Below are 12333 nucleotides of genomic sequence, written 5' to 3'. Positions count from 1 at the left end.
CCCGAAGGGTCTCTAAAACATCGGGACCGACGCTTTATGCTGATTGCGGTCATTGCCGGTCTGGGGGGACTTCTTTTCGGTTATGGTACCGGGGTGGTTGCCGGGGTCTTGCTGTTTCTGGCGCATGATTTTCAGCTGAATGGCAGCATGCAGGGCTTGTTTGTGGCGGTGGCCCTGGCGGGTGCCGCGCTGGGCGCCGCCATTGCCGGCATATTCGCTGATCGCTGGGGACGGCGCCGGGTATTATTGGCAACGGCGGCATTATTTGTTCTGGGAAGCCTGCTGGCAGCGTTGGCGAACACGGTGGCAATACTTTTTCTCGGACGCGCCTTGCTGGGACTCGCCATTGGCGTGGCCTCAACCGTGACCCCCCTCTATCTGGCCGAAATCACCACCCCCGCAAGGCGCGGGTCCATTGTGACCATCAATCAATTATACATCAGCATCGGAATTTTCATTTCCTATGGGGTAGACCTGTTTTTTGCCGATTTTGCCAGCGGCTGGCGCTGGATGCTAGGGCTGGGTGCCTTACCCGCCATCATTCTTTTGGTGGGAATGTGGGTGTTGCCTGAAAGCCCGCGTTGGCTCATCAAACAAGGATTCATCGCACGGGCTGAAGCGGCCCTGCAATATTTGCGCAGCACTACCCGAGTGACGGAAGAGCTGACTTCCTTGCAACAGGGTAACGCAGAAAAAAGTACCCGGGGTACGAGCTTGCGCGTCCTGTTTCAGAACCGGAAGCTGCGCCGGATGATGACCATTGGCTTGGGTCTGGCTGCGTTTCAGCAAGTCACCGGAATCAATGTGGTGTTGTACTTTGCCCCCAAGATTTTTCAGGAAACCGGTTTGTCTTCTCCTTTCATGGCTATTCTGGCAACAGGAGGTATTGGTCTGGTCAATGTCTTGGCGACGGTCCTGGCCATGCGTTTTCTGGACAGCCTGGGCCGCCGCAAGTTGTTGTTGTGGGGCTTGTGGGGAATGTTGTTCTGCCTGCTGGTTCTCTCCGCAGGATTTTTTCTGCACTTGCAAGGGATGGCTGGGGCCATCCTCATCGTTCTGGCCTCGGCAGTCTTTGTCGCCTTTTTTGCCATGAGTATCGGGCCGGTATTCTGGTTGCTGATTTCCGAAATCTTCCCCCTGGCCATTCGTGGGCGCGGCATGAGTCTCGCCACGGTCATCAATTGGCTCGCCAACATGCTGGTGGCCGGTGTTTTTCTGGACCTCGTGGCAACCATTGGTCGGGGAGGCACTTTTCTGATTTACGCGGCAATGACGCTTCTGGCCATTATTTTCACCCTAAAAATGGTACCGGAAACCAAGGGTCTGAGCCTGGAACAAATAGAGCAGCAATTTATCAGTGATAACTAATAATCGAATATCACAGATTGGTAGTGTTCATTTAAGCACAAGTCCTTGTGCTGTTTCGTCCGCCTGAGCAGGATTGTTAAGAAAAATACAGAAGATTTTTCTTGGTATGGAAATTGCTCAGGTTTTGCAGAGCAGGAATCAGCAGATGAAAAACTAAATATACAGCCAGAACACCGCGAGGTCATTGAACATGTACAAAGGTCCCCCGTTTTCCAGGAATGCACTCATCATTGCGGCAGCCATGTTCGGAGTGGCGCCACTGGCCCATGCCGCCAACTGGTTTGAGTTACAAGACACCTCTCCACCAAAGGCGCCCATATTCGGTGTTTCTGGATTTATTGAACCCAGTTTATATGCCCAGCCCGGGAATGAAGACAGTTTTGAAAAAAACCAGATCCCCCATATTGATCTCATAGCGCCAGAATTTTCTCAGAGTACTACCGCCAATGTTTTACGTGCCCGGATCATGTTTCGGGGAAATCTGAACAAGCATATTTCCTATTTCTTTGGTGGGGAGTTTGGCGACAATGGGTTTACCCATGTGCGGGGAGGATATCAACCGGGTCTGATTGATGGGCATTTCACCTTCAGTTATATTCCCGGTGCCCGCATTGAAGCGGGGTTGATTCGTGCGCCGAGCGCGGAAGGCGCCTTGCAAGGATTCATGAGTTACAATTTTGTATTGTCACCAACGGTCATCGGGCAGTTGATGCAACAACCCATGTATAATTCCAGCACTCCATACAAAATTAATCCCAAGTTAAACGCCTACCTGATTAATGGCCAAGAGTCGCTGGGTGTCAATGGTTTCCGCTATCCCGGCATCATGGCCTTCGACTGGTTCCGTAATGGGCATTGGGAGTTCACCTACGGTGCCATGATCGGCATGTTCGGCACCGTGGCGGCGGGGAATCAATCCAGTAGTCCCCTTTATGCGGCCCGTCTCCAGGAAGCCTATATATTCGGTGGGAAGGGGCCTTTTCGCAGTGATATTCAGGCGGGGGTCTGGTATCAGCATGCCAGCCCAGAATTGAATGGCACCAGCTACAGCATGAATCGCTATGGGGTGGACCTGCAGTATTTGCAGGGGTATATGCATCCATGGGGACGGCAATTCCGTTTCCAGTATATCCGGGGTTCAGGCTGGATATCGGCACCGGCAGCCTTCAGTAGTGCTCCAGGCCTTGTTGCCCCCCTCACCCATACCCAGCTTTATCCCGGCAGCCAGAACAAGGCCAATGGTTATATGCTGGAGGGAGGGCTGTTTTTGACCAAGCATATTGAAGTGAATTTGCGTTATGACTACTACGATCGCTTGCCCAATGATCCGGCACAGCAACGCATTTTCAAAACCTGGGCCATCGGTCTGCAATACCATTTCACACCGCTGACCAAAATCATGGCGGGTTATTATTTCCGGACTCTGGATGCACCGCACCAACCTAATCCAGTAGCGGACAGTATTTCCAATGCGGTGGATAATGAATTTGCCATGCAGGCAATGATTGCCTTTTGATGCTCATAGCGAGGAGATAGTAATGTTTATGAAGAGTTTTATGAAAGCGGCAGTATTCGCCAGTGTCTTACCCGTCATGGGGTTGCTGGGCATGACTACAGCCTCGGCCAATGTTTCCATGCTGCACGATTTTCATTTTAATCATCCCACTTTTGTTCATGACCTCCCCTTTGCTCAGCATCATGTGGTCATTCAGGTCAGTCAGGATAATCCCGCACGCTGGACGCTCACTCTGAATAACGCCCAGAATCTGCTCAATTATTTTGGCCAGGAGAAAGTGCAGATAGTGGTGGTGGCTTTTGGTCCAGGCATCAAGATGTATCTGCCCAACAGTCCGGTAGCGAGTCGAATTGCGGCGATCAATGCGGAGGGTGTGGAATTTGATGTCTGTCATAACAGCATGGAAGCCTTCAAGCAAAAAACCGGCCATCTGCCCAAGCTGGATCCCTCAGTGGTCATCGTCCCGGCCGGTATCGTCCGCATCATGCAGCTGGAACATGCCGGCTTTGCCTACGTAAAGCCCTGATCCTCGTTTTTGATCGTCCTTCCGTCCTTGGGATGCAAAAGGCAGCGAGCTGCTTATGCATCCTTTTTTATGGGGCGAGGTAAGGCCCGGATCAACCGGCCTAGTCACTGCTCCTCTGATTTGATTATAATGCGCGGTTTGCATGAGCTGCTGTGCGAAAATGACCTGCTAACGCGATGGGTTATTGCCGCTGACCATTTTTGGAGTATGACGATAAACGCAGAAACATTAAAAAAAGAGCAACAACTCAATGAGCTGTCTGTCGGTTACCTATGGCCTGTGGTTGAATATGATGAAGGATTGACAGCACCACAGGGCATCCTGCGCAAGCTGGATGTGGATACCCTCAGATCTGAATTATGGCTGCCCGTGGCCTGGACTGCCGAGCAGGCTGAAGTCATCGTCTGTAGCCCCGAAGATGCAGACCTGCTGGCCCATATCCGCAAGACGCTCGGGGTTGAAAAGTTGACTTTGCGGGTCGCGACCCGCCCCGACCTGATTCGCCTGATCGAAAACAGTGCCGATCTGAATGCCGGCTTCCCCGTCAATGGTGGACGGACGCCGCTGGCCAAAGTAAGGACCTATCTGGCCGGGCAACGCACCCGTTATTCTGCCCAGCGCACCCGCTTTGCCCGCAGTCGAACCGGTTTGGCCCTGGCGCGTACCGGGGTGGCCTTGACCAGTATCGGCGTTGCTTTTTTGCGTCTGTTTGGCGGAGGAGCCTTACTGTTCTTTGAAATTCCGCTGCTGGTTTTTGGGATTCTCGCCATGATCGATGGCCTGCTCTGGTATCTGCCGGCGCGGAAAGAGTCGAATGCCATCAAAACCTATCGGCCCTATGCTGTCCCGGCCAACTATTCGGCCCTGGCTGTGAGGGATCCGGGCGGGCAGATGATATTCCAGCGGAGTCCGGTGGTCGAGGGTGCTGCCGCCCTGCGAGAAGCCTGGGATGCCTTGTCTCCCGTTGAAAGGCGCCGGTTTCTGGCCAATGATCGGACCGATCTGGCTGAAGAGCGGACGATTCTGGCCTATCTGCGGACCATGATGGCCAAGGCCCGGACCGGACTGGCTTTTGCCCGTACGGGTGTGGCCTTCGCGGCCATCGGCATTGGCTTCATTCGCAAGTTTCCCCCCGGTCCCTGGTCGATTTTCGACTGGAGTCTGATTGTCATTGGTGTCTTCATGCTGGTGGAGGGTTTTCTCTGGTACCATCCCGGACGCGATGCGGCGAATCTGGCGCAGGAAGCCGTGGGCAATGCCCGCGGCAAACGGGGCCCCTGGGACCTGATTTTTCCTTCCTTGTGTCTTTATACCCACAAATTGGACCCGGTTGTCGAGGCCAATGGCGAGCAGGCCCGGCCCGGGGTTTTTGCGACGACCGGCCTGGCCCTGGAACGCACGGTGCTTGCCGACCAACGCAACGGCATGTCGCGATTGCGCACGGTCATGGCCCGGGCCCGCACCGGAATGGCCTTCATTCGGACCGGCTTCAGCATCATGACCGTTGGTGCCGGATTATATATTTATTTCGAATTTACCGGTCATGTCGACATTCTCTGGACCGTTTTTGATATGCTCCTGGTGATTATTGGTCTCTATCTGATTGCCGATGGCCTGCGCTGGTATCTGCCAGCAGAAAAGGTCAAGCGCCGCTCTCCTTTTCTCGACAATCGTTTTGAAATTGCCGATGCCGACTACAGCCTCCCGAAAAGCGCCTGGAAGCGCACCCAGTATCCCCATGAACATTGAAATGTCACCCTATCATCATCTGGTCGAAGCAGGCCTCCTCAGCGAAACGCAGTTCCAGGAGGTCATATCCAGCGCCTCCCGGCGCGGTATTGATGCCGAGCGCATTTTGCTGAAGGAGTGTGACATATCGCGCTGTGTCCTGCTGGAAGCCCTGGCTCGGCATCATGACTGTGCCTTCATCCAGTATGACGAGCGGTTGCCGGTTCCCTCAGAGCTGTTTGCCGGTCTGGATAGGCAGGTACTGCGGACCGGGGAGTGGTTCCCGATCCGGCAGTTGGGCGATACCGTCGTCATCGCCGCCGCTGACCCCAGCAGCCAGAGCATGCGTGCGCAGGTAGAGCAGTTGGTTCCGGCAAAAAACTACGAATTTCGGGTTGCCCTCAAGGAGGATTTGCGCTGGTATATACAGGATTATCTCCATGCCGAGGCCCCCTTGCTCATCGGCATTGAGCGCACTGGCCTCGCCTGGTGGCGCAATACCATGGCGCTCTGGCGCACCAAACTCGCTGCCCACCGCACCGCCCATGCCCGCGCCCGGACGTCCATGAAGCTGCTGCGCTGGGGTCTGGTCATGGTTGCCCTTTCCAATGTATTGACCCGGATCACCAGCAATCTGCTGACGCCCTATCATCTGTGGATTCTGCTGATGGGCATCGTGCTGGCCCTCATCGGTCTGCTGGATTACCTGAAAGTACGCAGCGCCAGCATGGATCTGCCCTGTCAGCGTGCCCTGATTGATATCACCACCGAAAATGTGCGCTTCACCGATCGCTACCATTTGCCGGAGGCGCCCATCAAGGCAGAGGATGACAGTGCCCTGGCGCGATTGGCTGCGGCGATTCCGCATTACTGTTCCATCCTGCGCCCGGTTCCAGCCAGCAAGGAGCGGACCCATCTGGCACGGGAGCGCAACATGCTCGCCGCCCAGCGCACCATCGCCGCCAGCCACCGGGCTTCCTATGCCCGGGCGCGCACCGGGCTTTCCCTGATTCGCTCAGGGGTGGCCTTCATCGGTCTGGGGATCGCCATTCACAAAATACTCGGTGCGACCCCCTATGGTTTCAGCGACTACCTCCTGATCGGGGCGGGGGCCTTGATGTTACTGGATGGACTGCGCTGGTACCTGCCCGTACGGCGACTCAAATATGGTATCGGCCGCGATCTCAAGCCCTGATCAGGCGGTGCTGACATGCACCAGACCCGGGAACAGCGCCGCCAGACCATTGGCAATAAAGGTGACGGCAATGGCCGCGAGGACCAGTCCAAATATTCGGGTAGAAATATTGATGCCGGTCACGCCCAGACGCCGCGACAGGGGTCGTGCCAGGCGCAGTGCCGCATAAGCGACACCAGCAATGATCAGGATGTCCAGAACCAGCAAGCCACTGGCAAACCAGGAGGCGTTTTTGTGATGAGCAATAATCACGGTGATCATGGTGCCCGGACCCGCCATCAAGGGAATGGCCAGGGGCACTACCGCCACCTCCTCCTTGCTCATGCCTTCAGCCGTTTCTTCCGGAGTATGGCGATAACGACTGGATTTTGCCTGTAACATGTTGAAAGCCAGCAGCATCAGGACCATGCCGCCCGCCACCTGAAAGGCAGCGATGCTGATGCCGAAAAACTGCAGAATGTACTCCCCCAGAAAGGCCGCAATGAGCAACACGATGGCGACGGATCGGGAGGCCAGTTTGATGGTCGCCAGTTGTTGGGCCGGATCTTCGTCGGCCGTCAGGGCAATGAAAATGGGAATGGCCCCGATGGGATTGAGAATGGCGAGCAGGGCAATCAGGGTTTGCAGGGCGTTATGCAGTTCAGGCGCGATGGACATGACTTAATTACCGTAACAGACTGTGCGATGCACAGAACGCTTGAAAAATACTGCCTGAAGACGTATTTATTAGCATATTCAGTTACACCTAATACGGAGTCGATACGATGCCAACTTATGAGTATGTATGCAAGGACTGTGGACATCACCTGAGCGTGGAACAGCGCATGAGCGATGCCCGTCTGACGGACTGTCCTGCCTGTGGTAAGCCGGGGCTGGAGCGGCAGCTCAGCGCCGGCGTTTTTGCATTAAAGGGATCTGGCTGGTACGAAACAGATTTCAAGGGTAGCAAGAGCGGCTCCGCCAAAAGTGAAGCCGCCAGTGCCGCGCCCGCTTGTTCTGGCGGCAGTTGCGCCTGTCATTGACGCAGCGCCTGCAGCGGGACTAGATTGTGTGCGGGCCGCCGGTCAGGCGGCCTTTTGTTGTTTGATGAGGCATTTTGACTGACTACACGGGACGCAACATGCGGACACATTATTGTAATGACATTAACGAGAACCTGATAGGGCAGACCGTCCGCTTATGTGGTTGGGTCCAGCGTCGTCGCGATCATGGCGGGGTGATTTTCATCGATCTCAGGGATCGGGAGGGGCTGGTTCAGGTAGTGGCGGATCCCGATCAGGCGGAAGCCTTTACCGCGGCCAATGAATGCCGCAACGAATTTGTTCTGAGCGTCGAGGGCGTATTGCGGGCGCGGCCAGCGGGTACGGAAAATCCCCATATGCCCAGTGGCAAGGTCGAACTCATGGCGGTGCGTATCGAAATCCTCAATCGCTCCGAGCCGGTTCCCTTTCCCCTGGATGAACAGGACATCGCCGAAAACCTGCGCCTCAAATACCGCTATCTGGATTTGCGTCGCCCGGAAATGCTGGCCCGCCTGCGCCTGCGTCATCAGATCACCCGTTACGTGCGGCGTTATCTGGATGATGCCGGATTCATGGACATCGAGACCCCCGTCCTGACCCGTTCCACCCCCGAAGGGGCGCGGGATTACCTGGTGCCCTCCCGGACCCAGCCCGGCCATTTTTTCGCCCTGCCCCAAAGTCCTCAGTTGTTCAAGCAGTTGCTGATGGTCGCGGGCATGGATCGTTATTATCAGATTACCAAGTGTTTCCGGGATGAAGATCTGCGCGCTGACCGGCAACCGGAATTCACCCAGATCGACATGGAAGCTTCTTTTGTGGATGAAGAAGCGGTGATGGGCATTGCCGAGCCGATGATTCGCGGCCTCTTTGCGGAGGTGCTCGGTGTGGAATTGCCCAATCCTTTTCCCCGCATGACTTACGCTGATGCCATACGCCGCTTTGGAGTGGATCGTCCTGATTTGCGCAACCCCCTGGAGCTGACCGAGCTCAGCGACCTGATGCGCGGCGTCGAATTCAAGGTATTTCGGGATGCGGCGGAACGGCCGCATGGTCGGGTCGCCTGCCTGCGGGTTCCCGGCGGTGCCCAGCTCAGCCGTACCCAGATTGACCAATACACCCAGTTTGCGGCGATATACGGCGCCAAGGGCCTGGCCTGGATCAAGGTCAACGCCCTGGATCAGGGTGCTGAGGGATTGCAGTCACCCATCGTCAAGTTTCTGACCCCCGAAGTCCTGCAGGAGATTCTCCAGCGCAGCGGTGCCACCGTGGGCGATATGCTCTTTTTCGGAGCGGACAGCGCCAAGGTGGTCAACGAGGCGTTGGGCAATCTGCGCAATCGTCTGGCTGCCGACCTGAATCTGCTGGAAGGCGTATGGCGGCCGGTCTGGGTCACGGATTTTCCCATGTTTGATTATGACGAGAAGGAAGACCGCTGGAGCTCCACCCATCATCCCTTTACCGCACCACAAAATGCCCATCTGGAAAGCTTGACGGAGAATCCGGGTGCGGCGTTGGCTCGCGCCTATGATCTGGTGCTGAACGGCAATGAAATCGGCGGCGGCAGCATTCGTATCCATCAGGAAAAAGTCCAGGAAAAAGTGTTTGCGGCTCTGGGCATTGGTGAAGCAGAGGCGCGGGACAAATTTGGTTTCCTTCTGGACGCCCTCCATTATGGCGCGCCACCCCATGGCGGCCTGGCTTTCGGTCTGGATCGTCTGGTCATGCTCATGTCCGGCGCGGAGACCATCCGCGACGTCATTGCTTTCCCCAAAACCCAGAAAGCCGGTTGCTTGTTGACCGAGGCCCCGGGGGTGGTGGCGGACAAGCAGTTGCAGGAGTTGGGTATCCGTCTGCGGCCTGGAGTGGGAGCGGATGTTCAAAATCCCTGAGTCGGTGCTGGTCATGATTTACTCCGGTGAACAGGTCTTGCTGCTGGAGCGCGCCTGGCCCGAAGGGTTCTGGCAGTCGGTTACCGGGAGTCTGGAGCCGGGAGAATCGTGGTGGGATGCGGCCGTTCGCGAACTGCGCGAGGAAACCGGATTTGTCGCAGAAAATATGGTGGATACGGGAGTACGTAACCGGTTTCCCATCGTCCCTCCCTGGCGGGAGCGTTACGCGCCGGAGGTGGAGTTCAACGAAGAACGCATATTCACCCTGGCCTTGCCAGCTCCAGATCTGCCGCAACTGCGGCCACGAGAGCATGTGGGTTACGCCTGGTTACCAGCAGCCGAGGCCGCCCGGCGCACCGGATCCTGGACCAATCGCGATGCGATTTATCGCCATTTTGGGGCACGCCTTGACGCAAGGCAGGCGGCTTCGTAACGTTGAAGGACAATTTGCACGCGCAACAGCGCCTGAGAGGGTGGTTATGGGTGTAGAGACAGTGATGGTGCAGGGCTTGCGGCGGAGTGCTGGCGGCGATCTGGATACGCGCATTCTGCGGGCAAAAGCCGCCCTGGGAAAGCGCGTGGTCATTCTCGGCCATCATTACCAGCGCGAAGAAGTTTATCGCCATGCCGATTTTCATGGGGACTCCCTGCAGTTATCCCGTGCCGCAGCCGAGCAGGAAGCCGAGTTCATCGTATTTTGTGGGGTGCACTTCATGGCGGAAGTGGCCGATATTCTCAGCCGTCCCGACCAAGCCAGCATTTTGCCCGACCTGAATGCCGGTTGCTCCATGGCGGACATGGCGGATATGCCCCAGGTACAACGCGCCTGGGAAGAACTCGCTACGGTGCTGGATGTGGAGAAGGCAATCACGCCGGTCACCTATGTCAACTCCTCCGCCGCCCTCAAGGCCTTTTGCGGAGCCCACGGTGGTACGGTCTGCACCTCATCCAATGCCCGCAAGGTGCTGGAATGGTCCTTTCAGCAGCGGCCCAAGGCCCTGTTTTTCCCGGATCAGCATCTGGGCCGCTGGACCGGCCACCAGTTGGGGATTCCCTTACGGGATATGCCCGTCTGGGATCCGGCCCTGCCCCTGGGCGGCCTGACTCCCGAGGAAATTCGCCGCGCCCGGATTCTGCTCTGGAAAGGCCATTGCTCGGTGCACCAGATGTTCCAGCCCGCCCACATCGAGCGCTGGCGGCGGGATCATCCCCAGGGCCAGGTGATTGCCCACCCGGAATCCGCCTTTGAAGTCTGCCGGATGTCCGATGCGGTCGGCTCCACGGATTTCATCCTGCGCACGGTCAAGGCTGCGCCGGCCGGGAGTGAGTGGCTGGTAGGTACCGAAATCAACCTGGTGACCCGTCTGGCCGATGAGGTACGCCCGGAAGGGAAGACCGTGGAATTCATGTCGCCCATGGTCTGCATGTGTTCGACCATGTTCCGCATTGATCCCGAGCAGCTGGCCATTTCCCTGGAAAACCTGCTGGACGGACAGGTGCGCAACCGTATTCAGGTGGAGCCGGAAACGGCCGCGCAGGCGCGCCTGGCCCTGGAACGCATGCTGGCGGTGTCCTGACGCTCGCCATGCCCCACGCCGCTGCGTCGCCTGCCGATAGCATCGGCGAATGGTCGCTGACCCAGCGCACCCTGCACGGGCTCCTTTCTGCCTATGTCCGTTTTTATCAAGGCGCCCACTGGGAAGCCAGTACCATACCGGCCGAAGGGGCAGCCATTCTGGCCTGTAATCATCTGTCAGTGCTGGACCCGCTGCTGTTGGTGGCCAGCAACACGCGGGTCGTATCCTTTCTGGTCGCCCAGGAATACTACGATAAACCCTGGATGCGCTGGCTGCTGGAGCAAACCTACAGCATCCCGGTGCGCCGTGATCGTCGGGATGTGCGGGCGCTCCTGCAGGCCCGACGGATACTGGAAGAGGGCCGGGTGCTCGGTATTTTTCCCGAGGGTGGCATCAATCGTTCGAAAATCCAGAAAGGCTTGGCCTGGCTGGTCCGGGAAAGCGGTGCCCCGGTGGTTCCCGCCCATGTGGGCAGTGTCAGCCAGGCCTCCTCCGATCTGCAGACCTGGTTGCACCGTCAGCGTCCCTTGCTGCGCTATGGCGTCCCCCTGCATTTCCATCGGGGTGCCGATGCCGCCGAAGTCCTGGGCGCGACCATGAGCGCCATTGCCACCCTGGCGTGATGCGTTCGCTCAATGGCAGCTTCGAGAACAGATAAAGCAGGCATGACGTCCTCCTCGCCTTTGCGCTATCATGATGGATATTTTATCCAGAATAAGTCATTACAGAAGCAAGGAGTGGGTTATGTCCGGACATAGCAAATGGTCCACCATCAAATTCAAGAAGGCGCTCAAAGACGCCAAACGGGGTAAGATATTCACCCGTCTGATTCGCGAAATTACCGTGGCCGCCCGCGCCGGTGGCGGAGACCCTGGCAGTAATTCCCGGCTGCGTCTGGCTCTGGACAAGGCCTATGGCGCGAACATGACCAAAGACACCATTGAGCGCGCGATCAAGCGGGGTACCGGTGAACTGGAAGGGGTGGATTACGAGGAAGTAACCTATGAGGGTTATGGTCCCGGAGGAGTCGCCATTCTCATCGAGACCATGACCGACAACAAGGTGCGCACGGTTGCGGAAATCCGGCATATTTTCTCCAAGCGGGGCGGCAATATGGGAACCGCTGGCTCCGTCGCCTACCAGTTCAAGAAGCTGGGATTGATTGTTTTTCCTGCCGATGCCGATGAAGACAAGATTCTCGAAGTGGCTCTGGAAGCAGGTGCCGAGGATGTGGTCAATGAAGGCGAGCGTATTGTCGTTTATACCGCCGCCACCGACTTGCACAGCGTGGTGCTGGCGCTGGAGACCGCCGGTTTGCAGCCGGAAGAAAGCGAACTGACCATGATTCCGGAAAACACCATTGAAGTCGGTGGAGAAGAAGCGGAAAAGTTGTTGCGCCTCATTGATTTCCTCGAAGAAAACGATGATGTGCAAAATGTGTACGCCAATTATGAAATCAGTGAAGCCGAAATGGCCCGCCTGGAAGCGGCATCCTGAGGCGCGTGGTCATGA

12 protein-coding genes are annotated in these 12333 nt (G+C 56.9%); 11 read left to right on the top strand and 1 reads right to left on the bottom strand.

The annotated features are described in order from the left end of the window. The first annotated feature begins 36 nt into the window (after positions 1 to 36). The 5 genes from ACJU26_RS15420 (at position 37) to ACJU26_RS15400 (ending at position 6333) form a co-directional block, all read left to right on the top strand. Entirely contained in the window at positions 37 to 1368 is a 1332-nt protein-coding gene (locus ACJU26_RS15420; RefSeq protein ID WP_414040480.1) for a sugar porter family MFS transporter, read from the top strand. 190 nt (positions 1369 to 1558) lie between these two features. Then, entirely contained in the window at positions 1559 to 2884 is a 1326-nt protein-coding gene (locus tag ACJU26_RS15415; protein ID WP_414040479.1) for a porin, read from the top strand. A 22-nt stretch (positions 2885 to 2906) separates the two neighbouring features. Then, positions 2907 to 3410: a hypothetical protein gene (locus tag ACJU26_RS15410; RefSeq protein ID WP_414040478.1), complete on the top strand. Its 504-nt coding sequence runs from the start codon at positions 2907 to 2909 to the stop codon at positions 3408 to 3410. 300 nt (positions 3411 to 3710) lie between these two features. Continuing rightward, positions 3711 to 5159: a hypothetical protein gene (locus tag ACJU26_RS15405; RefSeq protein WP_414040477.1), complete on the top strand. Its 1449-nt coding sequence runs from the start codon at positions 3711 to 3713 to the stop codon at positions 5157 to 5159. Next, a complete protein-coding gene (locus tag ACJU26_RS15400) occupies positions 5149 to 6333 on the top strand; it encodes a type II secretion protein (RefSeq protein WP_414040476.1) in 1185 nt (394 codons plus the stop codon). The genes ACJU26_RS15405 and ACJU26_RS15400 overlap by 11 nt, the downstream gene beginning before the upstream one ends. Here the strand turns inward: ACJU26_RS15400 and ACJU26_RS15395 are convergent, their stop codons facing one another. Beyond that, the gene (locus ACJU26_RS15395) at positions 6334 to 6990 is read right to left on the bottom strand and encodes a MarC family protein (protein WP_414040475.1); all 657 of its coding nucleotides are present in this window, start codon (positions 6988 to 6990) and stop codon (positions 6334 to 6336) included. It lies immediately after the preceding gene. Positions 6991 to 7097: 107 nt separating this feature from the next. On the opposite strand from ACJU26_RS15395, the gene ACJU26_RS15390 reads away from it, so the two are divergent. The 6 genes from ACJU26_RS15390 to ACJU26_RS15365 all read left to right on the top strand — a co-directional run bounded on the left by ACJU26_RS15390 (position 7098) and on the right by ACJU26_RS15365 (position 12318). Beyond that, entirely contained in the window at positions 7098 to 7355 is a 258-nt protein-coding gene (locus ACJU26_RS15390) for an FmdB family zinc ribbon protein (RefSeq protein WP_414040474.1), read from the top strand. 98 nt (positions 7356 to 7453) lie between these two features. Further along, the gene (gene aspS, locus ACJU26_RS15385; protein WP_414040473.1) at positions 7454 to 9244 is read left to right on the top strand and encodes an aspartate--tRNA ligase; all 1791 of its coding nucleotides are present in this window, start codon (positions 7454 to 7456) and stop codon (positions 9242 to 9244) included. Continuing rightward, the gene (gene nudB, locus ACJU26_RS15380; protein WP_414040472.1) at positions 9228 to 9677 is read left to right on the top strand and encodes a dihydroneopterin triphosphate diphosphatase; all 450 of its coding nucleotides are present in this window, start codon (positions 9228 to 9230) and stop codon (positions 9675 to 9677) included. Before aspS ends, nudB begins: the two co-directional genes overlap by 17 nt. Before the next feature lie 46 nt (positions 9678 to 9723). Next, the gene (gene nadA, locus ACJU26_RS15375) at positions 9724 to 10821 is read left to right on the top strand and encodes a quinolinate synthase NadA (protein ID WP_414040471.1); all 1098 of its coding nucleotides are present in this window, start codon (positions 9724 to 9726) and stop codon (positions 10819 to 10821) included. Between the two features lie 8 nt (positions 10822 to 10829). After that, entirely contained in the window at positions 10830 to 11444 is a 615-nt protein-coding gene (locus tag ACJU26_RS15370; RefSeq protein WP_414040470.1) for a lysophospholipid acyltransferase family protein, read from the top strand. Between the two features lie 121 nt (positions 11445 to 11565). After that, positions 11566 to 12318 carry a YebC/PmpR family DNA-binding transcriptional regulator gene (locus tag ACJU26_RS15365; RefSeq protein WP_414040469.1) on the top strand — a complete coding sequence of 251 codons (753 nt, stop codon included), beginning with the start codon at positions 11566 to 11568 and terminating at the stop codon, positions 12316 to 12318. The last annotated feature ends 15 nt before the right edge of the window (positions 12319 to 12333 follow it).

The organism is Acidithiobacillus sp. M4-SHS-6, from assembly GCF_047421495.1.
Taxonomy (GTDB): domain Bacteria; phylum Pseudomonadota; class Gammaproteobacteria; order Acidithiobacillales; family Acidithiobacillaceae; genus Acidithiobacillus.
Note: the sequence above shows the minus strand (reverse complement) of the source record. Positions and strands in the feature narration are given on the sequence as shown.